This window comes from Brevibacterium iodinum ATCC 49514, assembly GCF_900169265.1.
Classification (GTDB): Bacteria; Actinomycetota; Actinomycetes; order Actinomycetales; family Brevibacteriaceae; genus Brevibacterium; species Brevibacterium iodinum.
Genome location: NZ_FXYX01000005.1, coordinates 1 through 25,062 on the forward strand (window position 1 = coordinate 1; position 25,062 = coordinate 25,062).

The 25,062-nt window shown below is 64.2% G+C and carries 22 protein-coding genes and 1 pseudogene; 9 read left to right on the forward strand and 14 right to left on the reverse strand.

Annotated features, from left to right (window positions below):
* Window positions 1–333: IS110 family transposase (locus tag BI49514_RS05530; RefSeq protein WP_145996184.1), on the reverse strand; the 333-nt coding region annotated here is incomplete at its 3' end.
* A gap of 317 nt (window positions 334–650) precedes the next feature.
* On the reverse strand, window positions 651–1,847 hold the full coding sequence (locus tag BI49514_RS05535) for an MFS transporter (protein ID WP_101544994.1): 1,197 nt from the start codon (window positions 1,845–1,847) through the stop codon (window positions 651–653).
* 117 nt (window positions 1,848–1,964) lie between these two features.
* Between BI49514_RS05535 and BI49514_RS05540 the strand changes: the two genes are divergently transcribed.
* Together BI49514_RS05540 and BI49514_RS05545 are read left to right on the forward strand one after the other, a co-directional pair.
* Window positions 1,965–3,638, forward strand: a complete 1,674-nt coding sequence (locus BI49514_RS05540; protein ID WP_101544996.1) for a DUF885 domain-containing protein — start codon at window positions 1,965–1,967, stop codon at window positions 3,636–3,638.
* Between the two features lie 13 nt (window positions 3,639–3,651).
* The gene (locus BI49514_RS05545; RefSeq protein WP_101544998.1) at window positions 3,652–4,428 is read left to right on the forward strand and encodes a GntR family transcriptional regulator; all 777 of its coding nucleotides are present in this window, start codon (window positions 3,652–3,654) and stop codon (window positions 4,426–4,428) included.
* On the opposite strand, the gene BI49514_RS05550 is transcribed toward BI49514_RS05545, so the two are convergent.
* The 6 genes and pseudogenes from BI49514_RS05550 to BI49514_RS05575 all read right to left on the reverse strand — a co-directional run bounded on the left by BI49514_RS05550 (window position 4,317) and on the right by BI49514_RS05575 (window position 12,539).
* Window positions 4,317–5,144 (reverse strand): aspartate/glutamate racemase family protein, encoded by an 828-nt coding sequence (locus tag BI49514_RS05550; protein ID WP_101544999.1) that lies wholly within the window; start codon window positions 5,142–5,144, stop codon window positions 4,317–4,319. The two genes, BI49514_RS05545 and BI49514_RS05550, sit on opposite strands and share 112 nt — an antisense overlap.
* A gap of 13 nt (window positions 5,145–5,157) precedes the next feature.
* Window positions 5,158–6,479, reverse strand: a pseudogene (locus tag BI49514_RS05555) (cytosine permease).
* Window positions 6,480–6,811: 332 nt separating this feature from the next.
* Window positions 6,812–8,302, reverse strand: a complete 1,491-nt coding sequence (locus tag BI49514_RS05560) for an MFS transporter (RefSeq protein WP_167443932.1) — start codon at window positions 8,300–8,302, stop codon at window positions 6,812–6,814.
* Window positions 8,303–8,375: 73 nt separating this feature from the next.
* A complete protein-coding gene (locus BI49514_RS05565) occupies window positions 8,376–9,680 on the reverse strand; it encodes an MFS transporter (RefSeq protein WP_101545003.1) in 1,305 nt (434 codons plus the stop codon).
* 89 nt (window positions 9,681–9,769) lie between these two features.
* Window positions 9,770–11,149 (reverse strand): LLM class flavin-dependent oxidoreductase, encoded by a 1,380-nt coding sequence (locus tag BI49514_RS05570; protein ID WP_101545005.1) that lies wholly within the window; start codon window positions 11,147–11,149, stop codon window positions 9,770–9,772.
* 58 nt (window positions 11,150–11,207) lie between these two features.
* A complete protein-coding gene (locus BI49514_RS05575) occupies window positions 11,208–12,539 on the reverse strand; it encodes an MFS transporter (protein WP_101545007.1) in 1,332 nt (443 codons plus the stop codon).
* 312 nt (window positions 12,540–12,851) lie between these two features.
* Between BI49514_RS05575 and BI49514_RS05580 the strand changes: the two genes are divergently transcribed.
* The 4 genes from BI49514_RS05580 to BI49514_RS05595 all read left to right on the forward strand — a co-directional run bounded on the left by BI49514_RS05580 (window position 12,852) and on the right by BI49514_RS05595 (window position 16,089).
* Window positions 12,852–13,382 (forward strand): flavin reductase family protein, encoded by a 531-nt coding sequence (locus tag BI49514_RS05580; protein WP_101545009.1) that lies wholly within the window; start codon window positions 12,852–12,854, stop codon window positions 13,380–13,382.
* Window positions 13,383–13,443: 61 nt separating this feature from the next.
* A complete protein-coding gene (locus tag BI49514_RS05585) occupies window positions 13,444–14,517 on the forward strand; it encodes an Rv2578c family radical SAM protein (protein ID WP_101545012.1) in 1,074 nt (357 codons plus the stop codon).
* A 46-nt stretch (window positions 14,518–14,563) separates the two neighbouring features.
* Window positions 14,564–15,295, forward strand: a complete 732-nt coding sequence (locus BI49514_RS05590) for a DsbA family oxidoreductase (RefSeq protein ID WP_101545015.1) — start codon at window positions 14,564–14,566, stop codon at window positions 15,293–15,295.
* Between the two features lie 149 nt (window positions 15,296–15,444).
* Window positions 15,445–16,089 carry an MgtC/SapB family protein gene (locus BI49514_RS05595; RefSeq protein WP_338063764.1) on the forward strand — a complete coding sequence of 215 codons (645 nt, stop codon included), beginning with the start codon at window positions 15,445–15,447 and terminating at the stop codon, window positions 16,087–16,089.
* A gap of 84 nt (window positions 16,090–16,173) precedes the next feature.
* On the opposite strand, the gene BI49514_RS05600 is transcribed toward BI49514_RS05595, so the two are convergent.
* Window positions 16,174–16,776 carry a TetR/AcrR family transcriptional regulator gene (locus BI49514_RS05600; protein ID WP_145996185.1) on the reverse strand — a complete coding sequence of 201 codons (603 nt, stop codon included), beginning with the start codon at window positions 16,774–16,776 and terminating at the stop codon, window positions 16,174–16,176.
* 26 nt (window positions 16,777–16,802) lie between these two features.
* Between BI49514_RS05600 and BI49514_RS05605 the strand changes: the two genes are divergently transcribed.
* A complete protein-coding gene (locus tag BI49514_RS05605) occupies window positions 16,803–17,072 on the forward strand; it encodes a hypothetical protein (protein WP_101545017.1) in 270 nt (89 codons plus the stop codon).
* Window positions 17,073–17,379: 307 nt separating this feature from the next.
* Entirely contained in the window at window positions 17,380–18,207 is an 828-nt protein-coding gene (locus BI49514_RS05610) for an MBL fold metallo-hydrolase (protein ID WP_101545019.1), read from the forward strand.
* A gap of 4 nt (window positions 18,208–18,211) precedes the next feature.
* Here the strand turns inward: BI49514_RS05610 and BI49514_RS05615 are convergent, their stop codons facing one another.
* From BI49514_RS05615 to BI49514_RS05635, 5 genes are all read right to left on the reverse strand, one after another.
* Window positions 18,212–19,387, reverse strand: coding sequence for a fatty acid desaturase family protein (locus BI49514_RS05615; RefSeq protein ID WP_244195057.1), 1,176 nt, complete (start codon window positions 19,385–19,387; stop codon window positions 18,212–18,214).
* A 104-nt stretch (window positions 19,388–19,491) separates the two neighbouring features.
* The gene (locus tag BI49514_RS05620; RefSeq protein ID WP_101545021.1) at window positions 19,492–20,142 is read right to left on the reverse strand and encodes a response regulator; all 651 of its coding nucleotides are present in this window, start codon (window positions 20,140–20,142) and stop codon (window positions 19,492–19,494) included.
* Window positions 20,139–21,446: a sensor histidine kinase gene (locus BI49514_RS05625; RefSeq protein ID WP_101545023.1), complete on the reverse strand. Its 1,308-nt coding sequence runs from the start codon at window positions 21,444–21,446 to the stop codon at window positions 20,139–20,141. The genes BI49514_RS05620 and BI49514_RS05625 overlap by 4 nt, the downstream gene beginning before the upstream one ends.
* 138 nt (window positions 21,447–21,584) lie before the next feature.
* Complete coding sequence (locus tag BI49514_RS05630) at window positions 21,585–22,994, reverse strand: purine-cytosine permease family protein (RefSeq protein WP_244195056.1); 1,410 nt, start codon at window positions 22,992–22,994, stop codon at window positions 21,585–21,587.
* Entirely contained in the window at window positions 22,991–23,470 is a 480-nt protein-coding gene (locus tag BI49514_RS05635; RefSeq protein WP_101545026.1) for a YybH family protein, read from the reverse strand. Before BI49514_RS05635 ends, BI49514_RS05630 begins: the two co-directional genes overlap by 4 nt.
* Before the next feature lie 311 nt (window positions 23,471–23,781).
* Between BI49514_RS05635 and BI49514_RS05640 the strand changes: the two genes are divergently transcribed.
* Window positions 23,782–25,047, forward strand: coding sequence for an SLC13 family permease (locus tag BI49514_RS05640; protein ID WP_101545027.1), 1,266 nt, complete (start codon window positions 23,782–23,784; stop codon window positions 25,045–25,047).
* Window positions 25,048–25,062 lie beyond the last annotated feature (15 nt).

Genomic DNA, 25,062 nt, shown 5'->3' on the forward strand with positions numbered 1-25,062 from the left:
CCGTCTGGCATCGATCCGGTCGTCCTTGCCCGTGGCGTGCCGGTCGCGAGCATTCATGCTGGCAGCCTCGGCGACCGTATAGCCTGCGTCGGCGACATGGTCGGCCAGGATCGCCCCGTAAGTGCCGATACCCTCGATCACCCACAGGGTGTTCAGGTCCCCGCGAGTACGGCGGCCGACCCACGTCAGGGCTCGTTTGATGCCAGCTTTCGTGGTCGGGAACGTGGCAGTGTCGACGTGCTCACCAGTGTGGGTGAGGACACTGTAGACGTGGTTCTTCGCGTGGGTGTCGACGCCCACGACAAACGCGTATAAATGCGAGATGATAGTCATGACGGTTCGTGATTCTCCTGTGTCAGAGCGGATGAGGTCCGACCGTCGAACGGTCGGCTCCGGTCCGGGAGATAGTCACGTCGAAACACTACTGTGATGAGTCACGTTCGGTCAGGAACGGACAACCTTCTGATCAAGTTATCGATGTGGGCCGAGCCGGTGCCGACCGCCCACCAATCATCAGACAGATCCCGACGAGGACATCGTTCGAGTCAGTAGTTCTGAGGGTCATGATGATCGATGGGACGGTCAGTTCCTACTCTGCCAGCCAGTCCCAGACCAGCCACCATCAATACTCACAGTAGTTCTGGGAGGGATCAGGTGAGGTATTCGCTGCCGGGGCGTCCGCCTCGGCGACGTCCGTGCACCACGACGTACACGCCGATGGCGACCACGACGAGCCCGGCACAGACCAAGAACATTCCGTTTCCGCCTGTGAACGGGTAGAGGACGCCGAGGATCACAGGGCCGATGCCGGAGCCTGCATCGAGGAGGAGGAAGAACGACGCGGTGGCGACCGGGACGCGGTTCATGGGCACGGACTTCACTGTGATCGCCTGCATGCACGGCATCAGCGAACCGAAACCGAGGCCGATGAGCACTCCGGCCAGAACGATCCCCGCCATCGTCGGCCACAGCGCCAGCAGAACGTTGCCGGCTATATCGGCAATGAAGACGGGCAAGATCACCGCATTGTCACCGAGAGTGTCCTGCAGCCGCCCGACGAACAGACGGGCGAACAGGGAGGCCACGGCGAAGGCTACGAAGAACAGGGACGCCGCGGAGGCGACGCCGTGTTCGGCCGCATATCCGGCGAGGAACACCAGCGCTGCCGCATACGCGGTGCCGGCCAGGAGCATGACCGAACCGATCCGCAGTCCGTCCCGGTCGACGAGGGTGCCGAGTTTGAGATGCCATTTCGTGCGCCGCTGATAGTCGCTGATCTCCTGCACGGGCAGCCGGATGAGGCAACAGCAGATGAGGGCGAGGACGGACATGAACGCCGACGCGACGAAGAGCATGGCGAAGTCGAACTCACGGGGCAGGAGGACCCCCAGATACGGTCCGAGCGCCGTCGACAGGGTCGTCGCCGTGCCGAAGTATCCGGTGCCCTCTCCCCTGCGGGAGGCCGGAATGATGCTTTGGATGGCTGTCATGATCGCCGTGTTCCCGGCGCCGAAGGCAATACCGTGGACGATGCGCAGCGCCAGGAGCAGAGTGAGATCACCGGCGAAGATATAGGCCAGGGAGGCGAGCACGGAGACCGCCATGGTGATGATGAGCAGTTTGCGCCGCCCGATGAAGTCGAGATATTTCCCGGTGAGCACGCGAGCGACCACGGCACCGACGACGAACGACGAGGAGGCGAAGCCGGCTGCGGCCTCACCGGCGGAGAACCGTGCTACTGCATACCCTGCCATCGACGTCATGAGCAGATAGAAGACCATCGACATCGTCAGGTTGAGCGCGATTCCGACGATGAAGTCCTTCGTCCACAGCTTCGCTCGTGCCACTGGAGATCGGTCTCACTTTCTGCTGCCTGCGGGGAACAGTGACACATTAGCGGGTTCTCAGCGATTGCGTGGTCCGGTCCACCGCGGTTGTGACTCAGCTCGCGATAGGGTGTCATCATGACTGTGAAGAGAACCCCCTCCGCCGTCGATGCGGTCGCTGAAGACTACGTCGATGACATGCTCGCCCTCTCCCCCTCGCTCGCCCTCTACCTCGGACTCGAAGGTGCACAGGGCTTCGACGACTTCTCACCGGCCGGGCTCTCCGCGGTCAACGATGTCACCGTACGGACCCTGGCCCGCCTCGATGAGGCCGCGGACGGCTCCGACCTCGACGACGTCGACCTCGTGACCATCGATGCGATGCGTGATCGCCTCGGCGTCGACCGCGACTACTTCGCCGCCGGGATCAAGCACGCCAGTCTCAACGTCATCGAATCCCCGTTGCAGCAAGTCCGCGACGCCTTCGACCTCATGCCCACGGAGACCACGGCCGATTGGGAGACGATCTCGACCACCCTGGCTGCCGTGCCCGGCTCGTTGGCCGGCTACCAGGAGTCCCTGACGATGGCGCGCGACAATGGTCGCGTCGCCGCCCGCATCCAGGTCGAGAAGGTCATCGAACAGGCCCGTGCCCTGGCCGAACCTGGCAGCAACTTCGATCGCCTCGTCGCCGGCGCCGATGTTCCCGACGCCCTGCGCTCAGATCTCGACACCCACGCCGAGGCGGCTCGCGAGTCCGCAGCGAAACTGGCCGATTTCCTGGGCGAACAGCTCCTTCCCGCCGCCGGTGACGACGAGGCGTGCGGTCGCGAAGCATACGCACTGTATTCCCGGGACTTCCTCGGCGCCGAGGTCGACCTCGACGAGACCTACGCCTGGGGTCTCGAAGAACTCGAGCGCATCGACGCCGAGCAACGCGAAGTGGCAGAGAAGATCATGCCCGGCGCCGACCTGTTCGAGGTCATGGACGCTCTCAACAACGACCCGCAGCGGACCCTGCACGGCACCGAGGCGCTGCGGGACTGGATGCAGGGTGTGGCCGATGAGGCGATCCGCGAACTCGGCAAGTCCCATTTCGACATTCCCGAACCCGTGCGCACGATCGAATGCATGATCGCGCCTTCGGCCACCGGCGGAATCTACTACACCGGCCCGACCGACGACTTCTCCCGCCCCGGCCGCATGTGGTGGTCGGTGCCCGAAGGCGTCACGGACTTCGCCACCTGGCAGGAGAAGACCACCGTCTACCACGAGGGTGTGCCCGGCCACCATCTCCAAGTCGGTCAGGCCACCTACGTCTCCGACACCCTCAACCGCTGGCGCCGCCTCATGTGCTGGGTATCCGGCCACGGTGAGGGGTGGGCGCTGTACGCGGAGGAGCTCATGGCCGACCTTGGGTTCCTCGACGATCCCGGCGACTACCTCGGCATGCTCGATTCGCAGCGGCTGCGTGCCGCCCGTGTCGTCCTCGACATCGGCTTCCACCTCGGCCTCGAGGCACCTGAGAGCCTCGGCGGCGGGATCTGGAATCGGGTGAAGGCGTGGCAGTTCCTCACCGACAATGTGGCCATGGACCGGTCGTTTCTGGCATTCGAGCTCGACCGCTACCTCGGCTGGCCCGGGCAGGCACCGAGCTACAAGATCGGTCAGCGACTGTGGGAGCAGTACCGTGATGAGGCGAAGGCTGCGGCGGGTGCCGATTTCGATCTCAAGGACTTCCACACCCGAGCGCTGGGTCTCGGCTCGGTCGGGCTCGATACACTGGGCCGCGCCATGAAGCGCTCACAGTGAGATGAAGGATGGGATGAAGTCATCTGAAAGCCCCCAGTCGGAGACCATGCGGGTCACCGAGGCGCTGCGCAATGAGATCATCGAAGGCCACCGTCGACCGGGTTCGCGGCTCGTCGAACGCAACCTCGCCACTGAGCTCGGAGTCTCAAGAGTGCCCATCCGCGAGGCGCTGAAGAAACTCGCCTCGGAAGGGCTGGTGACGAACCGTCCGAACACCTGGTCGACGGTCAGGGAGTTCTCCCCCAGCGACATCGCCGACCTCAACGAGGTGCGCACGGTCTTCGACGTCCTCTCGTTCGAGCTCGCCGCTCAGCGTCATACCCGTGAGGGCCTGGCTCGACTGGAAGCCACGATGCTCAAGGGCCGAGAGCTCGCCGATGCCGGGGACGTCGCCGGTGCCCATCGCTGTGCCGCGGAATTCCATGCCATCGTCACCGAACTCTCGGGCAATGAGCTCCTCGGCGAGATCGGTGCCCTGCTGGATTCACGGATGCGGTGGCAGCTGAGTCAGCATGATGACCTTGCAGTCGTCGCCACCGAGCATGCCGAGCTCTTCGACGCCATCGCCCGCCGGGATCAGACGCTGGCCGGGTCCCTGGCCGGTCGCCATCTGGGAACGAGCCAGGAGCAGCACGACAAGCATTCGAAGCGGTTGGCCAAGACCGTGCCCGAAGAAGGTCAGGGCGACCCTGCCGCCGCCGATCCCGCCGCAGAGGATGCAGAGTCCGTCGTGGTCCCGGCCGCAGAGGATGCAGACCCCATCGCAGCGGATCCGGCCGACGTCGACTGACCGAGCGGCCAGCCGCTGAGCTTCTTCTCACGGGCAGGCGCATAGGTGCGCACCTTCGACGTGCTCAGCCCCAGACCGACGAGAGATTCGGCCAGGCGCACGGCGGCAGCGACCCCGTCGACGACGGGCACGGCGCAGCGCTCAGTGATCGTCGCCCCGAGTTCCGCCATCCCACCGCAGCCGAGCACGATGACCTCGGCACGGTCACGGTCGACCGCCTCGGCGGCCTGATCGGTGATCGCTTCGATCGCAGCCTGCGGATTCTCCTCGAGCTCGAGCACGGCCATTCCCGATGCCCGCACGGACACGCAGTGGGAGTCGAGACCGGCCAGCAGCAGTCTGTCCTCGATGAGCGGGAGGGTCCGGTCGAGCGTGGTGACGACGGAATAGCGGCGGCCGAGGAACATCGCCAGGGCGGCCCCCGCCTCGGTGATGTCGACGACGGGCACGTCCAACAGCTCCTGCAGGCCCTCGCGGCCGTGCTCTCCGTACCCGGCCTGGATCACGGCGTCGAATTCGCCGGGATATTTCAGGACAGCGTCCATGACGCCGAGCGCCGCGAGATGGCTTTCGACGTTGCCTTCGCAGGATTCGGCTCCGAATTCGGGGGTCAGACCGATGATCTCGGTTCCCGCCGAGGCGGCCTGCCGTGCCACGCGGACGATGCCCTCGGTCATGGACTCGGTCGTATTGACGTTGACGACGAGGATTCTCACGATTCGGCTCCGATCAGTGATGGGTCGGGACGGCGATCTCCTCACCGTCGACCTCACGGAAGGTGAAGTCGCGGCGGGCGATGACGAAGTAGATGAGCGCGGCGATCGCAGCCCCGGAGAACCAGGAGAACTCGGAGATGCCGGAGAACGCGGGGACGAGTGCAAAGACCAGTGAGATCGCTGAGGCGGGGATGAAGGCTCCGATAGCTCGCCAGTTGAACCCGCGGTGGTAGAAGTACTCACCGTCGCCGGCTTCGGTGTAGAGCTGGGGCACATTCACCTTCGTTCTGCGCACCACCCAGTAGTCGACCATGACCACGCCGAACAGGGGTGCGAGCAGGGCGCCGAGTCCACCGAGGAAGTAGACGATGACCACCGGTGAGTCATACAGGTTCCAGGGCAGGATGACGAAGCCGATGACGGCGGAGATGATGCCGGCGCTGCGGAAGTTCATGACGACGAGTCCGAAGACGAGCATGTTCACCGGGATGCCCCAGAAGTTGCCGACGACGATCGAGCCGCGCTTCTTCGCGGCCCTCGTGAAGTCGGAGAAGTTGAGCACGAAGGTGCCGTAGATGGACACCCACAACGCGCCTCCGCCGAAGATGTGCGCCCACATCTCCCAGCCGCTGAGCGCGTCGTCGGGCGACCATGCGATGGAGAAGTCGACACGGATGAGCATCCAGACTGCCAGGGCGAGGAAGGTCACGAGGATGATCGGTCCGGCGATGGCTTCGTAGCGGCGGATCATCTCCATACCGTAGCTGACGATGATGACTTGGATGACCCACAGCAGGGTGAAGGGGAACCAGCCGAGCCCGGAGAGTCCGAGGAATTCGGCATCGGCCCATGATTGCAGTCCGGGGAACATCGTCAGCAGCATGACGTTGAGGACGCTCGAGGCCAGGTAGGTCTGGATGCCGAACCAGGCGATGGCGACGATGCCCCGCACCGAGGCGGCCACTGGGCCCCGTGGATGCCGAAGGAGATCCGGCTCATCACCGGATAGGGCACGCCTGTCTTGTAGCCCATGAAACCGGAGAGGGTGATCAGGAAGAACGGCAGGGCCGCACCGACGAGGAGGGCGAGGAGGATCTGCCAGGCGCCGAGGCCGAGTGCGAAGAGTCCGAGAGCGAAGCCGTAGTTGCCCAGAGAGTGCACATCGTTGGCCCACAGGGTGAAGACGCTGTAGGCCGTCCAACTGCGCCCCTCCTTGCGGGACGGGGCGAGATCGGCGTTGTAGAAGCGCGGACTGATGCGATGAGCCGCCAACTGTTCGGGGCTGGGCCCTAGGCGTGTGGGCGCTGGCGCCTCCGCCGATTCGGTCTTCCTCATACAGTCCACTCCTTGGATCCGGTCGACGCCCCAAATGGGATACCAACAAAGTCAACACAGCCCTGCGGCACCGTTCATCTGTTCGATTCAGGGCAACCCGGCTCACACCCCACTGGCAATGAATCGGGCCGGGCGATTTCACTGCACCCTTGCATATGCGGCCGCAACCGCACCCGGCCCGCTCGGGGACGCGACCGGGGAACGGTCGAACGAGCATTACGCTCGATGGCATACCATTCATTCTCACCGTGGGCGTTCCCGCTGGTCATGTCCGCTCCGCCTCGTCATACGCGCAGTGCACTGCTCTGGACGGTCAGCGCTGGTCGCGGGCCTCAGTCTTCGTGCTCGACGTCCTTGGCCGTCGGGTCCCAAGCGACGATGCCGACGGCGATCGTGCCCGCCAGCGGTGCGCAGGCGACGATCCAGAACACTCCTGTGCCCAGCGAGGCTGCAAGGATCGGGAACATGATGAGTGAGACGATCGAGAAGGCACGCAGGACCGATTGGTTGAAGCCGATGCCGATTCCGCGCAGCCGGGTCGGATACGACAGGGTCGCATAGTTCATGAGGTTCGCTCCCGGTCCCCCGGCCTGAGCGAACACGAAGGCCGCGAGCATGGCCACCGCGACGAGGACGAGAGCCCCGTTCGGGATTCCCACGATCGCCAGTGTTCCCAGCGCCAGGGCTTGGATGATGAATCCGACCAAGGTGATCTTGCGCGTGCCGAAGCGGTTGACGATGCTCATTCCGAGCAGTCCGCCGATCGTGCCGAAGCCCAGGTTGATGACCAGCGAGGCGATGATCGTCACCAGCGGGGTCTGGTGGAAGAGCGTTGTGATGATGAGCGGTGTGCCGTACGCGACCGCGTTGTAGCCGAAGGTCGAGAACACGGACACGCAGAGTGCGACGATGGTTCGCACCCGGTAGCGCGGGGAGAAGAGTTCGGCGAAACCGCTCCAGCGACCGCCCTTGACGGGAGTCGCTGCATCGTTTGGAGTCTCCCGGTCGGCGGCAGGAGCAAGTTCGACATTGAGATTGTGGTGGGTGCGCATGACCTCGACGGCGCCCTTCAGGTCGCCCTGGTTGGCCAGCCATTCTGGAGATTCGGCGAGGTAGCGGCGGCGGACGAGGAGCACGATGAGCGCGGGAACGGCGCCGAAGCCGACGACGAGTCGCCACAGGATCGCGTGCTGGTCATAGGGCAGGGTGATGAAGATGATGAGGACGATGACATAGCCCATACCGGTCGCGAAGTACCAGGCCGGTGACCAGGCGTTGACTCGCTGGGACCGGTTGCCCTTGCCCTTGAGCTTCGAGAATTCGGCGAGGAATGCCATAGCCACCGGCAGGTCGAGGCCGACGCCGATGCCCATGACGAAGCGGAAGACGATGAGCACCCATTCGTTCGGTGCCACCGCACAGCCGATGGCGGCGATGACGAAGAAGACCATATCGGCCATGAACAGTTTGTAGCGGCCGAATCGGTCGACGAGGTATCCGCCGAAGAGTGCGCCGATGACGGCTCCGACCATGATCGAGGCGTTGACGAGGCCGGTCATGAAGCCGGAGAGCCCGAACTGCTCCTTGATCGCCGTGATGCCGAAGGCCAGTGAGGAGAAATCGTAGGCATCCATGAAGATTCCGCCGAGGGCGAGGATGATGACGGCTTTCGTCTTGGTGCCCTGCGAACCGAATTCTGCGAGGATCGCGTGGATGTCGGCGGCCGATCTCACGAGGCGCTTCTGCTGCGGCCCCGCCTGCTCGGTTCCGGTGGATGCGGGTGGTGTCTGTGCCGCGTTCGCGGCGGGATCTGTCGAAGTCACAGTCGTCAAGTATGGTGGCGCTGCGGCTGAGAACTGTCACCTGACGTCACAGTTCGTCACGCACAGGATCGCGTCAATCGAGGCTGTGGCCGCGTCTTTCGGGGATGAGGAACATGGCGAGGAACTGGATGACGTAGATCGTCGGCAGCAGAGCCAGCGCGAACCCGAACCCGAGGTGGCCGGCGAGCAGAGCGATGACGACCGGGGCCAGTCCCCCGACGGCGCGGCCGATGTTGAAGATGACGTTCTGAGCCGTTGCTCGGATCGCCGTGGGATAGAGCTCGGCCAGCAGCGCCCCGTGCCCGCCGAGCATGCCGTTGGCGAAGGCGCCCATGAAGAGTCCTCCGGCCAACAGGGCTGTCGGGTCCGTGAACTGACTGTAGGCGAGGATCGAGACGATGGCTCCGGATTGGAAGATCCAGAATGCGGGGCGGCGGCCGAGTCGGTCGGCGACCTGCCCGAAGATGAGGATTCCGGCAAGCATGCCCATGACCGTCACCGCAGTCCACAGCGAGCCCTTGGTGACTCCCAGATCCATCTGCTCGGACAGGTAGTTCGGCAGCCAGGTGATGATCCCGAAGTAGCCGAAGTTCTGCACGCTGGTGAGGATCGTCAGGGCCAGGGTGATCTTCACGGTCTCCCGGTCTTTGACGAGTGCGGCGATCTTCGCACCGAACGACTCCGGCAGTCCGACCTGACCGGATCCGCCACTGATCTGGGCTGCGTCTCGGTCGGCATCCTCGGCGAGCTTCTCCGTGTACTTCTGGGCTTTGACGAACGCTTCGGGTTCGTCGATTCCGCGGCGGATGATCAAGGCGAAGATCGCAGGGAAGAGCCCGATGACGAACAGTGCCCGCCAGCCCCACAGGGCGATGACGGGAGCCGAGACGACGGCTGCGGCGAATACGCCGAGCTGGAAACCCACTCCCACCCATGATGTGGCCCGCGCTCGCTGGTCGGCACGCACCGCCTCGGCGGCTAAGGCCATGCCGATGCCGAACTCACCGCCGATTCCGATCCCGGCGATGAACCGGTAGGCCGCGAGATCCCAATACCCCTGTGCCAGCGCCGACAGTCCGGTGAACACTGCGAAGATGAGGACCGTCCAGGTGAGCACTCGCACCCTGCCGTGCCGGTCGGCGAGCGCCCCGAAGACAATTCCGCCGACCACGGCGCCGAGCAGGGTGATCGTCGACAGGGACCCGGCTTGCACGTCGCTGAGCCCGAAGGAGGTGATGATGCCGGAGAGCGCGAAGGACAAGATGAGGAGGTCGAATCCATCGAGTCCGTAGCCGACGGCTGCGGCGAAGAGCGCTTTGCGCTGGTATCCGCGATCCGCGGACGTGTCTGTGGTGGTCAGCGGTAACGGTGCGCTCATTCGCGGTCTCAGTTCGGTTCACGGTGCGGAAAACGGCCGCAGACCATTATGCCCCACGACCATTTTCGCGTTTATCAGTCTTCGTCTGTTCAGACGCGAGCACCCTCGCCGAGGCGGTACTTGGCACCCGTGTGGTCCTCGGCCAGGCGGGGACCGGCGCCGGTGAGCTGCTCGCGCACCGTGGCACCTGCGGTCGGTTCGGGCAGGAGTCCGCGGCGGCGCAGTTCGGGTGAGACGTACTTCGTGAAGCGTTCGGCATCGGCCGGGCGCACGGCCGCGGCGATGTTGAATCCGTCGATATCGGCTTCGGTCATCCATCGTTCGAACTCGTCGACGATGGTCTCCGGCGATCCGGTGATGACCGGTCCGCGTCCGCCGAGGGCGACGAACTCCGCGAGGTCCCGAATCGTCCAGGGTTTGTCTCCGGCCATGGTGGTGAAGGAGGCGAGCGCGGATTGGTTGGCTTCGGTCGAGACGTATTCGAGGGTGTCTTCGGGGTCGGCTCCTGAGAGGTCGACTCCGGTCCATCCGCCGAACAGGGACAGCGCGGATTCGGTGTCGACGTAGCGGCGATAGTCGGCCAGGCGAGCCTCGGCGGCTTCGTCAGTGTCGTCCACGATGACGGTGGCCAGAGCGAAGATCTTCACCGCGTCACGGGCGCGTCCGCGCTCTTCGAGTCCGTCACGAACCTTGTCGACCCAGCTGCGCAGGATCTCCGGGGTCGGTCCGGAGAAGAAGATCGCCTCGGCGTGGTCGAGCGCGAATTCCTGGCCGCGTTTGGATGCACCGGCCTGGAAGAGCAGCGGGGTGCCCTGCGGTCCGGGGACGGCGAGCGCCTGACCGGGGACGGTGAAGAACTTGCCGTCGTGGCCGATGTCGTGGACCTCGTTCGGGTCGACGAAGACGTTGGCGTCGGCATCGGCTTTGAGTGCGTCCGGAGTGATCGAGCCCTCGAACAGCTTGTACATGACCTCCATGAACTCATCGGCCCGGTCGTAGCGCTCATCGTGCGGGATCTGGCCCTTGAGCCCGAGGTTGCGGGCAGCGGAGTCGACATAGCTGGTGACGATGTTCCAGGCCACACGCCCGTTCGTGAAGTGATCCAGGGTGGTCAGGGTGCGGGCGAGCAGGTAGGGCTTCTCATAGGTCACCGAGGCGGTCACACCGAATCCCAGCGTTGTCGTGGCTGCGGCCATGGCGGGGACGGCGACGAGGGGGTCGAGCAGCGGGAACTGCACTCCCCCACGGTTCGTGACATCGGCATTGCCGCCGTACACGTCATAGACGCCGAGGATGTCGGCGAGGAAGAGAGAGGAGAATCCGCCGTCCTCGAGGGTCTTGGCCAGGTCGGTCCAGAAGGACAGCTGGGTGAACTCGTCGACTCTCGATTCCGGGTGGCGCCACATTCCGGGTGACTGGTGGACCGGGGTCATCATGTCGAAGGCATTGAGCAGGATCGGTTTCGTCATGGGAGTCTCCTAATCATGGTGGTGCGATGGGTGCGGGCCGACGTATCGGCGGGTGAGTTCAGGCCGCGGTGCGGGCGAGCGCTCGGGCAGGATCTTTGGCGCCGATGGCGGCGATGAGCGAGAGGACGCACAGGAGGGTAAGGTAGCCGCAGATGAGCCACGGCGAGTGGCCGCCGGCGACGTAGAGCAGGGCCGCGACCATCGGCATGATTCCGCCGCCGATGACGGTGCCCAGCTGGTAGCCCATGTTCACACCCGAGTAGCGGATCTCGATGGGGAACTGTTCGGCGAACCAGGCCGCCTGGGGACCATAGACGGCATCGTGGGCGAGATTCATGCCGAGGATGACGACCAGGGGCAGCAGTCCCAGTGGGCCTGCGTCGAGGAAGGCGAAGAAGAACCAGCCGAATACTGCGATGCCGATGAGTCCGAAGATCGTCACGGGCTTGCGACCGATCCGGTCCGAGGCCCACCCCCAAGCCGGTCCGGTCACCAGTCCGACCGCCGAGGCGATCATGACGGCTGTGACTCCCGAGGTCGAATCGCCGCGATTCTCCGCCAGGTAGCTGAGCATGTAGACGGTGATGAGGTAGAAGACGCTGTTCTGTGCCAGCCGCAGTCCGATGGTGACGAGCAGGACCCGAGGATGAGCGGTCAGCACCTCCCGCAGCGGTGCTTTGGCGACCTTTCCGGAATCCTTGAGCTCCTGGAACTCAGGTGCATCGGAGACGCCGAGGCGGATCCACAGTCCCAGTGCCACGAGCAGCGCGGAGGCGAGGAAGGGGATGCGCCAGCCGAAGGCCTCGAACGCTTCATCACTCATCAGGTTCTGGACGAGGAAGAAGGCGCTGGTGGCCAGCAGCATTCCCGCCGCCGATCCGATCTGAGTGAAGGATCCGAAGAGACCGCGTTTGCGGGCGGGTGCATGTTCAACGGACAGCAGAGCCGATCCGCCCCACTCGGCCCCTGCCGACAGGCCCTGGACGATACGCAGAACGACGAGGGAGACAGCGGCCCACCAGCCGATGGCGTCGAAGTTCGGGACCAGGCCGATGAGCGACGACGCCGTCCCCATGGACAGAAGGGAGACGACGAGCAGAGCCTTGCGACCGACACGGTCGCCGAGGTGGCCGGCAACGATTCCGCCCAAGGGCCGAGCGAAGAATCCGACGGCGAGAGTAGCGAAGGACGCGAGTCGGCTGCCGAGCTCACTGTCGGAGGGGAAGAACTGGACGTTGAAGATCAGTGCCGCGGCGGTGCCGTAGAGGTAGAAGTCGTACCACTCGATCGTCGTCCCGGCGAAGGCCGAGGCCAGCACCCGCTTCTTTCCGGACAGGAGCCGCTGCGGCGGGTCCTGGGTGCTCGGTGCGGTGACCGGCGTCTGCGTCATAGGGTTCTCCTCTGCGGCGGGGTTCGGGCGGCTCGTTGCCTGACGAGCGCATGATTCGCTGAGCAATCTATGCCCGAACCCCGTCACCGGCCGCACGCTTCCGTCACGCCCCGACTCTCAGCGTCATATGCGGTCATAAGTCGTCTTCATATGACCTCGGCCACGACACCGGCGCTTCCGCTTTGCAATGATCGACCTCAACGACATCGACAGACGAACCCACGCTCTTGGATTGCTCAACGGATCAGCGGGCGTCATCGCATCAGCTGGTATTTGAGACGCCGACGACCATCCGAACACAGAGGTGAAGGAATGACGCTCTTGGCAGACCGCACCGCACAGTCACCGGCCCCGGTGACCCCAGCAACACCCGAGGCTCTCCGCGAGGCCTTCTCCCATTTTCCCCAGGGAGTCGCCTTCATCGGCGCCGAAATCGATGCGGCGCCCCTGGGCCTCGTCGCCTCCACCCTCACCGTCGGCGTCTCCCTCGACCCACCCTTGGTCAGCGTCGCCGTCCAGAACACATCGACCACCTGGCCCGCCCTGCGGCGAGCTCCCGAGCTGGGGATCTCTCTGCTGGGCACCGACCAAGAGCACCTGGCCAGGCAGTTGGCGGCGAAGGATCGCAGTCGACGATTCACCGGCGTCAGCCCTGAGGTCACTGCCGGAGGCGCACTGACGATCCCCGGCAGCTCAGCGTTCCTCTGGACCCGGCTCTACGATGAGGTCGCGGCCGGCGACCACACCGTGGCCCTGCTCGAGATCCTCGGCACTCGCAATGGCGACGGACCCGAGGCCCTGGTCTTCCACCGCAGCGAGTTCAAGGGGCTGCGCGTTTCCTGACCTCGCCTGAGTGTAACGCCCCGCCCTTGACTCACATTCGAACTCGTGTTCGAATGATTTTATGCGGTGGAACGAAGCGAGCGACAGCACCGACCCCAGCACACCTGTCCTCTTCGGGACGAAGGGACTGGTCCGGTCGGTGCAGACGCCGGAATTCTCAGGAATCACCTTCCACGAGGTGCTGGCGAAGTCGGCACTGAACAAGGTTCCCCAGTCCAGCTCGATGCCCTTCTCCTGGACTGTCAACCCCTACCGCGGCTGCTCACACGCCTGCGTGTACTGCTTCGCCAGGAACACTCACCGCTACCTCGATCTTGATTCCGGGACGGACTTCGATCGCCAGGTCGTCGTCAAGATCAATATCGCCGATGTCCTCGCCGCCGAACTGGCACGCCCGAGTTGGGCGCGAGACCATGTCGCGCTCGGCACGAACACCGACCCCTATCAGCGCGCCGAAGGCCGCTACTCCCTCATGCCGGGGATCATCACCGCACTGGCCGAACAGTCGACTCCGATGTCGATTCTGACCAAGGGCACGCTGCTGCGACGGGATCTGCCTCTGCTGGCCCGCGTCGCCGAAGACGCTCCTGTTGAGATCAGCATGTCGATCGCCGTTCACGACGACGCTCTGCAGCAGAGCCTCGAACCCGGCACGCCGACGACGAAGGCCAGGCTGGCCACCGTGCGCGCGGCTGCAGAACTCGGGTTCGATGTCACCGTGTTCATGATGCCGATCATGCCGAAGCTCACCGACTCCCGTGACCACCTCGAATCCGCTCTTCGAGCGATCAAAGGCGCCGGAGCCGCACGAGTCGTCTACGGGGCGCTGCACCTGCGCCCCGGCGCCCGCGAATGGTTCTTCGAATGGCTCGAACGCCACCGCCCCGAGCTGCTCCCCCGATATCGCAGGATGTACGCCGGCTCATCCTACGCCTCGACGGAGTATCGTCGGTGGCTCAGTGAGCGCATCAACCCCCTCATCGACCGCTATGACCTGCGCGGACGCAGCGATGACGACTACCCTGCGACTTCGAGGATGCGCGGCCGCCCGGGCTTGAGCCGAACCCCGCAGAAGGCGGGCGAGCCAGCTCCGACGCAGCAGCTCGCCGCCCCATCGCAGCAGGCTCTGTTCTGAGTCGGACCTGCGGAATAACCATGAGATGGGCACGGTTGGCATTGATATGAAGATCGAGATCTGGTCGGACATCGCCTGCCCCTGGTGCTATATCGGAAAACGTCGGTTCGAGGATGCCCTCGACGGCTTCGCTCACAGGGACGACGTCGACGTACAATGGCGCAGTTTCCAGCTTGATCCGAGCCTGCCCGATCACTTCGACGGCACCGAGACCGAATACCTCAGCCAGATGAAGGGCATGCCCGCCGATCAGGTGCGGCAGATGTTCGACCATGTCACTCAGCAGGCCGCCGGAGTCGGCCTGAACTATGACTTCGACTCGATCGTCGTGGCCAACAGCTTCACCGCCCATCGCTTCCTCCACTTCGCCAAGACCCACGGACTGATCTCCGAGGCCAAGGAGATGCTGCTCTCGGGCCACTTCGAGAAGGGTCGCGACATCGGTGACGTCGACTACCTCGCCGAGGTGGGAAGTGAGATCGGCCTCGATCCCGACGAGGTCCGCCGAATCCTCGCAACCGATGAATTCTCGGATGAGGTACGGGCCGATATCAGTGAGGCCCGTTCGCTCGGCGCCAATGGAGTCCCGTTCTTCGTCATCGACCGCAAGTACGGCATCTCCGGAGCCCAACCGGCGGAGGTCTTCTCTCAGGCACTCGAGACGGCTTGGGACGAAGGACGGAAGCTCACGGTGCTCGCGGACACTCCACAGTCAGCGGATGACTCGACAGAGGATTTCTCCGTCGGCGCCGCCTGCGGCCCCGACGGCTGCAACTGACCAAAACACCCCCTATTGCTACCTGACGGCGGCTCAGCAACCTCGCGCGAGGTTGCTGAGCCGCCGTCAGGTAGCAATAGGGGGTTGTTCGTTGGGGGTGGGGCTATGATGAAGGCACTATGGTCAACTCCGCGTCGGTTGAGAACATCATGAGCAGCACCGGCCTGTTGGAAGCCGGCCTGCTGCTGGCCAGCTTCGTCCTGTGTTCCCTCATCGGCTTCGAGCGGCAGTTCAGACAGAAGGCCGCCGGGTACCGCACCCACGTGCTCGTGGGCATCGGCACCTGCGCTTTCACTCTGATCTCCGCGTATGGATTCGCCGGAGTGCTCGAGAACGACGTCCGCCTCGACCCTTCACGGATCTCCGCGCAGATCGTCTCCGGAATCGGCTTCCTCGGCGCCGGAGTCATCTTCAAAGGACGCAACATGGTCCGCGGACTCACCACCGCCGCAACCATCTGGGTCACCGCGGCCGTCGGAATGGCCTGCGGTGCGGGAATGCTTCCCTTGGCCACGATGCTCACTGCCCTGCACCTGTTCACACTGTTCGTCATCGCGCCTCTCATCCGCAAGATCCCCAACAGCGACCACCGCAAACTCCTGCGCATCACCTACCGCGACGGGGCCGGTGTCCTCCGCGAGATCCTCGCTCTGGCCGGCCGAATGGGTTTTGCGAATACCATCGTCGATTCGCGCCGCTTCGAGTCCCCCGACGAGACGCGGATGGTGCAGGTCGATGTGAGGTTCGACGGAAGCGGTCTCTGCACCTGCTCGTCGCCCCGCTCATGGAACTGAGCGGCGTCGATACGGTGAGCATGCGCGAAGATCGCGTCCACTCGGTCGATGACGACGGCGATTCCGTCTGAGCAGCCGACGAACTCAGAAATCGACGCTGGCGAGCACTGCTTCGATTCCGGCCCGTACCCGCAGCCGAGAGGATTCGCCGAAGACGGTCGCCTGGACGACGGCCCCCTGGATCATGGCCAGCAGCCCCGGCACCATTGCCGAAGCCCGAGCCCGCGCGGCTTCAGCGTCCGCTCCCCGCTGATCCTGCAGATAGGCAGCAAGATAGACGGTGAATTCTTTGATGAGCGACTCGAATACCCCACCGGCGAAACTCGCGAACTCCTTGTCGTAGGAAGACTCTCCCCAGACCTGAACCATGACCGAGGCGAACGGATTGTCGATGAGCAGGGAATCGATGAGCTCGACGAACACCTCGGCAGGAGCTGCCACCTCACTTCCGGACTTGGCCGCCTCGAGCACCGCCATGCGCGGCTCCATCACCCGGCGGGCGACCTCGATCATCAGGTCTGCCTTCGACGCGTAGTAGACGTAGACCGCTCCGGCAGACAGCCCCGCTTCCTTGACGATGTCGGCCATCGACGCACCGGCGAACCCCCTTCGTGCGAAGCAGGCCAGCGCCGCATCCTGAATCCTGGCACGCATCGCACTCTTGTGCTCCTCGGTGACCTTCGGCACATCTCCCCCAGAAAACGAATAACCAGATGCAGAAGGCTCACGAGGCCGCTGCCTCCGGTCAGGACCCGCCGCAGGGCAACCCAGCTGGAGACGACGCCGGTCCGGCCGCCTCGGCGATGGAGGTTCCGCAGGTGAAGATCACCGACGTCGTGCCGCTCTCCGACGACGATCCCTCCGATGCGGGCCTGGCCATCGCGGGTCTGCCGTTGACCCTCGGCGGCATCGTCGGCGGTGTGCTCACCAGCATGGGCATCCGTTCACGGCGGATGCGCCTGGTCGGCACCATCGTCTACTGAGTCGTCGGGGGACTGGGGCGATATCGGTCAGTTCTTCGTCCCCGGAGCGGCCGGCACGCTGCTGCGCGATCTCTCCTACTTCCGAGACGCGCCGTTGGCTCTCCAGTGGTGGGTGCTCAGCGCTTGGCTGGTCGTCGGCATCGCGCTCATCCTCGTCGGCCACGTCATCGCCCACAGGAAGGCGCACACGGCCGCCCACTGACAAGCTGCCGCGTCGTCGGACTCCCATCGACCCTGGTCTTCACTTCATGTGAGGACTAGGCTCGGTGGGAGTCTGTGGTTTCCTTTGTGGAACCGAGAGGATGACATGGTGGCATTTTCCGATGTGACGATCTGCCGCACCTGCGGGGTCGAGACGACGACGCCTCCACCACAGCTGTGTCCGATCTGCGAGGACGATCGGCAATGGGTTCCTGACTCCGGCCAACAGTGGACGACTCGGGCAGACCTCGAATCCGAAGGCCACCGCATCACCACCACGGAGCGGGAACCCGGTCTATTCGCCATCCGCGTCGAACCGAAGCTCGGGATCGGGCAGACCTGCTATCTCGCGTGCACCGAATCCGGCAATGTGCTCTTCGATGTCCCCGCCTATATCGACGCCGAGGCGGTCGCGGCGGTCCGGGACCTCGGCGGAGTTGCGGCGATCGCCGCCAGCCACCCGCACATGTTCGGCACCCAGTTGGAATGGAGTGCCGCATTCGATGGAGCTCCCGTCTTCGTGTGCCGGGCCGACCTCGAATGGGTGCAGCGGACCGGCCGGGCCGTCTGCCCCTATTTCCACGAGGCGGAGCCGGTGCCGGGGGTGAGGCTCCGGAGGACGGGAGGTCATTTCCCCGGCAGTGCGGTGGCAGTCTGGACGGGCGCCGACGGCGCCGGGGTCATGCTCAGCGGCGATTCGATCGGTCCGGTGGCGCGATCGGGGTGGGTGACGTTCATGCGCAGCTTCCCGAACTATCTGCCGTTGTCGGCCGCGGTCGTCAGGCGCATCGCCGCCTCGGTGATCGATCTCGACTTCGACCGCATGTACGGCAACTTCGGTCAGTCGATCGGCACTGATGCGTATTCTGCGGTGCAGACATCGGCGGAACGCTACGCAGAATGGGTCTCCGGCGATCACGATCACCTCACCTGAGTTCTCAGCGGGACCGGAACTGCGCGGTGACGGGGCAGTCGAAGGGGTCTGCTTCGCCGAGGCCCACCCGGTTGAGGTAGGCGATGATGATCTTGTAGGACTCGAGCAGGGTCGTCTCGGTGTAGGTGATGTCCTTCTGGCGGCAGTATTCGCGGACCATCGGCTGCACCCGGTGCAGGTTGACGCTCGGCATGCTGGGGAACAGGTGGTGTTCGATCTGATAGTTCAGACCGCCCATGAGGAATCCCATGAAGCGACCGCCGGAGATATTGCGTGACATCAGCGTCTGACGGCGCAGGAAGTCGATCTTCACATCTTTGGGAACGATCGGCTGGCCCTTGTGGTTGGGGGCGAATGATCCGCCCATATGCACGCCGAAGACGGCGAGCTGGACGAGGAAGAAGACGCTGCCGATGAGGGGACCTGCCGCCCAGATGGCGAGCGCGGGGAGCCCGATGAGGCGGATTCCGATGAGGACGCCTTCGATCCAACGGCGTTTGATCGACGACTGTCCCCGGACGATGGCTTTGACGGACTCGACGTGCAGCTGGAGGCCGGCCAGGGTCAGCAGCGGCAGGAAGAACCAGCCCTGACGTGCGGCGAACCATTTGGCCAGGCCTGTGCGTTCACGTGCATCCTCAGGAGTGAAGACGAGGGCGCCGGGAGCGATGTCTCCGTCGACTCCGGCCTTGTTCGGATTGGCGTGGTGAAGCGCATTGTGCTTCTTCAGCCACCAACCGTAGCTCAGTCCGATGAAGAGGTTGCCGATGATCGTCGACACCCACTCCCCCACTTTTCCGCTGGTGAAGATCTGCCGGTGTGCTGCGTCATGGGCGACATAGGCGGTCTGGGTGAAAAGTGCGCCGAATACGACTGCGGTCGCCATCTGCCACCAGCTCTCACCGATGAGGAAGAGCATGGCGAAGGATGCAACGTAACCGAGTCCGAGGAGGACGAAGCGCAGGGTGTTCCAGCCCGGCCGCCTGGCCAGCAGGCCCGCTTCTTTGACCTGCGCCATCAGCGCGCTGAAGTCGCTTGTGAATTCCTGTTCGGCGGTTCCCCTCTTCGCTCGCCTGCGCTCGAGCACTGCGGCCCGCGTGGCCCGATCCGGTGCCGGAGCCGACAGTTCGGTCGCAGTTGGGGAAGACGGTTCTGAGGTCATGCGGTCAGACGGGTTCATGGTTCCCACCTTATGGATGTCCGCACCGTTTTTCGTCACCCCTGGGAGCCGTTCTTCACCCCCTACTCGGGTAGGGGGGTCCGAGCTGAGGACAGGTGCAGAACTCAGCTGTTGGGGACGATGAGACCTGATTCGTAGGCGGCGATGACTGCTTGGGCGCGATCTCGGGCATCGAGTTTGTACAGGATCCGGGAGACGTGGGTCTTCACGGTCTGCACTGCGATGTCCAGACTCGCCGCAATCTCCGTGTTGGACGCTCCGCGGGCGACTTGGATGAGGATCTCGCGTTCTCGGTCGGTGAGTTCGGGCAGCGCTGTGCGGTTGGGCTTCTGTCCTCCGGTGGCGAAGTGTTCGATGACCCGTTTCGTCACGCTCGGCGCCAGGAGCGCTTCGCCTCCGGCGACGATGCGGACCGCCTCGGCGAGTTCACTGGGCGGGGCATCCTTGAGGAGGAAACCGCTGGCCCCGGCGCGGATGGCATCGAAGACATAGTCGTCGATGTCGAAGGTGGTGAGCATGATGATCCGGGTCTCGGCATTCGCGGCGACGATCGTGCGGGTTGCTTCGATTCCGTCCATCAGCGGCATTCGGACGTCCATGAGGACGATATCGGGGTCAAGGTCGGCGACGAGATCGACGCAGTGTGCACCGTCTTCGGCCTGTCCGATGACCTCGATATCTGCATGAGCGCTCAGCAGCGCGGCGAAGCCGGCGCGGACCATCGCTTGGTCATCGGCGATGACGATCCTGATCATGGGGTCTCCTTGTCCTTAACCGAAGTGTCCGTGACCGGCGTGTCGGCGCTCGGTTCACCGTCGTCGGTCGAGCGTTCGCGGGGCGAAAGCGGCAGCACTGCTTCGACTTCGAAGCCTCCGTCGGCAGTGGCTCCGCTGCGGACCTCCCCACCGACGGAGGCTGCCCGTTCGCGCATGCCGATCAGTCCCTGCCGGCTGTGCTTCTCGTGTTTCGCGGCCTCGCCGGGCCCGTCGCCGTGGTCGTTGGTGACGCTGATCCAGACGGCTGAGCTGCCACCGCGGATGAGGATGGCGATTGCGGAGTTGCGGGCGTGGCGGATCGCGTTGCTCAGGGCTTCTTGGATGATCCGGTATCCGGCTAGTCCGGTGCTGTCGCGCATGAGGTGGTCGATCGGTTCGCCGCTGCGTTCCACGGTGACCTGCACTCCCGCCTGTCGGGCCTTCTCGATGAGCGGATCGATCTCGGAGAACTTCGGCTGCGGCGCCAGTTCGCCTCCGCCTTCATCGTTGCGCAGCACGCTGAGCAGTCCGCGCATCTCGGTCAGGGCGGTGCGCGCCGAAGTGGAGATGTCGTCGAACTCCTTGGCCACCTCGGCGTCGATCCCCTCATGTCGGAAAGGTGCGCTGGAGGCTTGGATGTTGATGATCGACATGCTGTGGGCGACGATGTCGTGGAGTTCGCGGGCAATCCGGGCTCGCTCTTCGATGGTCACACGTTTCGAGTGCTCCTCAGCGGTGTTCTCCTTCTCCTGCACCAGTTGGGAGCGGATGAGCTGCCATTGCTGGATGATCACTGCCGCGAGGTAGACACCGCCGGCGATGCAGGAGTAGATGAGGATGTTGACGATCGCCCCGTCCGATCGGGAGTCGGCGACGAAGAAGTGGATGATCACTGCGGCGAGCGCTGAACCGGCGATGCTGCCGAGCAGGGCACCGAGTGCCACTCCCCAATGGGCACGGAGTCCGATGATGAGGATGATGACGATCTGAGTGATCATCATCGGCACCATCCACGGCCACGGCACACCGGAGACGAGCGGGCCCAGCAGCGGCAGCACCGTGCATGCGGCGATCGACATGATGGTGCCGAAGAGCGGCCGCAGCATCGACAGCGGCATCGACCCGACGTGGATGATCGTGACGACGAAGGCCAGAGCGACCGGAGCCTCATTGACCGAGACGGCGATCGATGATTCCACCGCCAGCATGACGATCGCGAGCACGATCACTGCGATCCAGGCCAGCGCCTCGGGATTGAGTCGACGGTTCGGGGGCATGAACCTGTCGAAGACTCTTGTGAGCATCACAGACACCGGGTTCCCTTCTGTGATTCCGGCCGATCGTTGCGATCATAGCGCGTGATCGGATTCATCACCTGGGAACGGCGGATGATGGTCAGTCGTGCCGTGGTCAGCCCACGCCGGGAACCGGACCCGCACGGTTCAGCTTTCGCGGGCCTCCCCTGCTCCGCGAACCTCTTCGGTTCCGCGCATCCCCTCGGCCAGGTGCGCGTGTTCGGTTCCCGCGAACTTCGCTCGGCTGCACCATGACAGCGCCAGGTAGGCCACAAAGGAGATGGCAAAGGACGGGATCGTCGCTCCGATCGGGCTCGGATAGGCGTAGGTGAGCACATAGGACGCCAACGCCCCGAGGACCCACACTCCGACGGCCACCCAGTTGACTCCGCGGGTGTAGGAGTAGAGGCCGCCGGAGTCCTTGAGGATGTCGGGTGAGTAGGCACCGCGTTTGATCATGTAGTAGTCGACGATGAGGATGGCGAAGACGGGGACGAAGAACGCCCCGATCATCGTGAGGAAGTCGGTGTACTGGTCGAGCAGGGCCAGCCAGGTCGAACCGATGATCGAGATCGCGCCGAGGATGAGGGCCGTCGGCAGGAACTTCAGCTTCGTCCTGCTCTGTGCGCCGACGACGGAGTTGACCATTCCGTAGACGACCATCGTGTTCGTGGCCATGACCGAGAGGAAGATGACGATGGCCAGCGCCCACCCGAATTCCGCGGCCAAGGCCGTCGGATCGAATTCGGCCGGGTCTCCCCCGTCGAGCAGGATGAAGCTGAACGCGGTGAGACCCAGCAGCATCGCCAGCACGGTCGAGGTCAGGTAGCCCAGACCCGATCCGACGATTCCGGCCTTCTGAGTCACGGCCAAACGGTTGAGGTCGCCGGATAGCACGGTCCAGGAGATGGCTGTGGAGATGACGATATCGAGTGCGAGGACCGGAGTGAACTCGAGCTCCGGCAGGCTCTCGATTCCTGCGTATTCGCCGGGTGAGTGTCCCGTGAACGCGATGACGAAGACATAGGCCATGACCAGCAGGATGAGAAGAGCGAACCAGGGTTCGGCCTTCTCGATCCCTTCGTGGCCGAGGATCGCCAGTCCGACGACGAGCGCCTGGCAGAGCACGGAGAAGAGGATCGGGTTGGAGAATCCCGTCGTCTGGGCGACGACGTAGTTGACGCTGATTCCCGCCAACATGGCCTGCACCCAGCTCCATCCCATGAGGATGATGACGTTGGCGGCGACCGGCAGGAAGCTGCCCTTGGCGCCGAAGGCACCGCGGGTGATGGCCATGGTCGCCAGGCCCGTGCGGGTGCCGATGTTGCCGATGAGCGTGAGCACGATGGTGCCGATGAGCGTGCCGACGATGATGACGATGACCGCTGTGGCGAAGTCAACGCCGGGGACGAACAGGGTTCCGGTCAACAGGGTCGTGACGACGAGGTTCGCGGCCAGCCAGATCATGAACATCCGTCCCCCGCTCAGGGTTCCGCGGATGACTCCGGAATCGTGGCCGGATTCCAATCGCTGTTCCAAACGGCGGTACCAGTTCACTGCGCGACCTCCTCGGCGCCGGGCTTGCTTTCGGCGGCACTGGGACCAGCCGCCGACGAACTGTCGGCAGAATCCGGGACCGTGGAGAGGTGTTCGTGGATGGCGATGAGTTCACCGTCACCGAGGCGGCTGAAGACGATCGATTCGCGTTCCCGGTACGATTCCCGCCCGTCTGCGGTGTTCACGGCCGTATCGACGGTGTGGGAGAAGACGGCTCCGCCGGGGAAGGTCTGCACGAGCTGGTCCGATGAGGCGCAGGCGGCCACTGACCAACCGTCGGCCAACCACGAAGCCCACTCCCTTTCATATTCCGCACGAGTGTTCAGGCGTCGCGTTTCGGGGTGGAAGACGAAGGAGGCGTCCTCGGCGAATCGGGAGAAATACGACTGAGTGTCCGTGGCGGCGAAGGCATCGACGATCGCCGAGGCGGCCGTGAGCACATCGAATTCGCTGGGCTCCGGTGTGGATTCGTTCATGATCGACGGCGACCTTTCGCAGACTGAGAGTAGGAGGATGCCGCACTGAGTCCAAACGACTCACGTGCGGCCCGATGAAGCTGAATGTCACACTAACGGGTCTGTGATCGTCCGCACTATCCGCGGTGGATGAATTCTGCCCTCAGTTATACGAAGCGGCGAATCGGCGGCTGAGTCCTTCCGCTGAACGTCACTGTGAGTTCATATGCCGAATGGACCTGATCGCACCAGGTGACATGCATTAATTTGAGCCGCATGCCCATGTGCCGCCGGACATTCCCCGGCTGACGTTCGAAGGAGAAGCTGAACCCATGAGTGCAGAACTGATCTGCGTAATCGTCCTCGGACTGATGTTCGTCATCGGAACCTGGCGGGACATCAATATGGGCCTGCTCGGCTTCATCGCGGCCGCGGGCGTCGGCGGCCTCGTCCTGCACCAGGCGCCCGAAGAGTTTCTCGCAGGATTTCCCGTCGACCTCTTCCTTACGCTCGTCGGCCTGACCTACCTCTTCGGCTTCGCCCAGAACAACGGCGCGATCGAAGTGATCGTCCGCTGGTGCGTGAAGCTCGTCGGCGGGCGCATCGGACTCATGCCCTGGATCTTCTTCGCACTGACAGCTGTCCTCATCTCGCTCGGGGCGCTCTTCGCCGTGGCCATCATCGCACCACTGGCGCTGTCGTTCGCGCGGCGTCATAGGATCAATCAGTTCATGATCGGTCTGCTCGTCGTCCACGGTGCCCTGGCTGGCGCGTTCTCGCCCATCAGCGTCTACGGCATCTTCATCAACGACTATCTGACGAAGAACGGCCTCACCCCTGCGCCGCTGACCTTGTTCCTCGCCCCGTTCATCTTCAATACCGTCTTCGCGGTCGTTGTCTGGTTCGTCCTCCGTCGCCGGCCAGGACTGCGCGCGGAGGCAGATGGGGCTCACCCCCACCCCGAGTCCGAGCCCGACGGCGGAACGACCATCCGTCTCACACGCTCTCAGATCCCGACCCTGATCGGGCTCATCGCCATGGCGCTGTCCGTGATCATCTTCAGCTGGGAGGTGGGCCTGGTGACCATCACGATCTCGGTAGTGCTCGCCGCCATCGACCCTGCCGCCGGCAAGGCGGCGATGTCGAAGGTCTCATGGTCGATCGTCGTCCTCATCTGCGGAGTGCTCACCTACATCGCCGTACTGCAGGAGGCCGGAACCGTCGAATGGGTCTCGGCCGGCATCTCAGCGATCGGTTTACCCCTGCTGGCAGCGCTGCTGCTGTTCTACATGTCCGGCCTGATCTCCGCGCTGGCGTCGTCCTTGGCGATCATCGGTGTCGTCATCGCCCTGGCGGTGCCGTTCCTCGAGTCGGGCGACGTGCATGTCGGAGGGTTCGTCGCGGCGCTGGCGATCGCCGCGACCATCGTCGACATCAGTCCGTTCTCGACCAACGGCGCGATGCTCCTGGCCAATGTCCATCCGAGCATCCGCGACCGCTACTACAGACAGATGATCGGGTACGCCGGCCTCATGTGCCTCATCGGGCCAGGACTCGCCTGGGTGGTCGCCGCGGTGCCGACCGTGATAAGCGGCTGAACAGTCGGGGTCGCG

Excerpts from the sequence above, each read along its gene's own strand:
- BI49514_RS05540 (WP_101544996.1), top strand. The coding sequence starts at position 1,965 with ATGACTGTGAAGAGAACCCCCTCCGCCGTCGATGCGGTCGCTGAAGAC.
- BI49514_RS05545 (WP_101544998.1), top strand. The coding sequence starts at position 3,652 with ATGAAGTCATCTGAAAGCCCCCAGTCGGAGACCATGCGGGTCACCGAG.
- BI49514_RS05565 (WP_101545003.1), bottom strand. The coding sequence starts at position 9,680 with ATGAGCGCACCGTTACCGCTGACCACCACAGACACGTCCGCGGATCGC.
- BI49514_RS05570 (WP_101545005.1), bottom strand. The coding sequence starts at position 11,149 with ATGACGAAACCGATCCTGCTCAATGCCTTCGACATGATGACCCCGGTC.
- BI49514_RS05575 (WP_101545007.1), bottom strand. The coding sequence starts at position 12,539 with ATGACGCAGACGCCGGTCACCGCACCGAGCACCCAGGACCCGCCGCAG.
- BI49514_RS05580 (WP_101545009.1), top strand. The coding sequence starts at position 12,852 with ATGACGCTCTTGGCAGACCGCACCGCACAGTCACCGGCCCCGGTGACC.
- BI49514_RS05585 (WP_101545012.1), top strand. The coding sequence starts at position 13,444 with ATGCGGTGGAACGAAGCGAGCGACAGCACCGACCCCAGCACACCTGTC.
- BI49514_RS05590 (WP_101545015.1), top strand. The coding sequence starts at position 14,564 with ATGAAGATCGAGATCTGGTCGGACATCGCCTGCCCCTGGTGCTATATC.
- BI49514_RS05595 (WP_338063764.1), top strand. The coding sequence starts at position 15,445 with ATGAGCAGCACCGGCCTGTTGGAAGCCGGCCTGCTGCTGGCCAGCTTC.
- BI49514_RS05605 (WP_101545017.1), top strand. The coding sequence starts at position 16,803 with ATGCAGAAGGCTCACGAGGCCGCTGCCTCCGGTCAGGACCCGCCGCAG.
- BI49514_RS05610 (WP_101545019.1), top strand. The coding sequence starts at position 17,380 with ATGGTGGCATTTTCCGATGTGACGATCTGCCGCACCTGCGGGGTCGAG.
- BI49514_RS05615 (WP_244195057.1), bottom strand. The coding sequence starts at position 19,387 with ATGAACCCGTCTGACCGCATGACCTCAGAACCGTCTTCCCCAACTGCG.
- BI49514_RS05620 (WP_101545021.1), bottom strand. The coding sequence starts at position 20,142 with ATGATCAGGATCGTCATCGCCGATGACCAAGCGATGGTCCGCGCCGGC.
- BI49514_RS05625 (WP_101545023.1), bottom strand. The coding sequence starts at position 21,446 with ATGCTCACAAGAGTCTTCGACAGGTTCATGCCCCCGAACCGTCGACTC.
- BI49514_RS05635 (WP_101545026.1), bottom strand. The coding sequence starts at position 23,470 with ATGAACGAATCCACACCGGAGCCCAGCGAATTCGATGTGCTCACGGCC.
- BI49514_RS05640 (WP_101545027.1), top strand. The coding sequence starts at position 23,782 with ATGAGTGCAGAACTGATCTGCGTAATCGTCCTCGGACTGATGTTCGTC.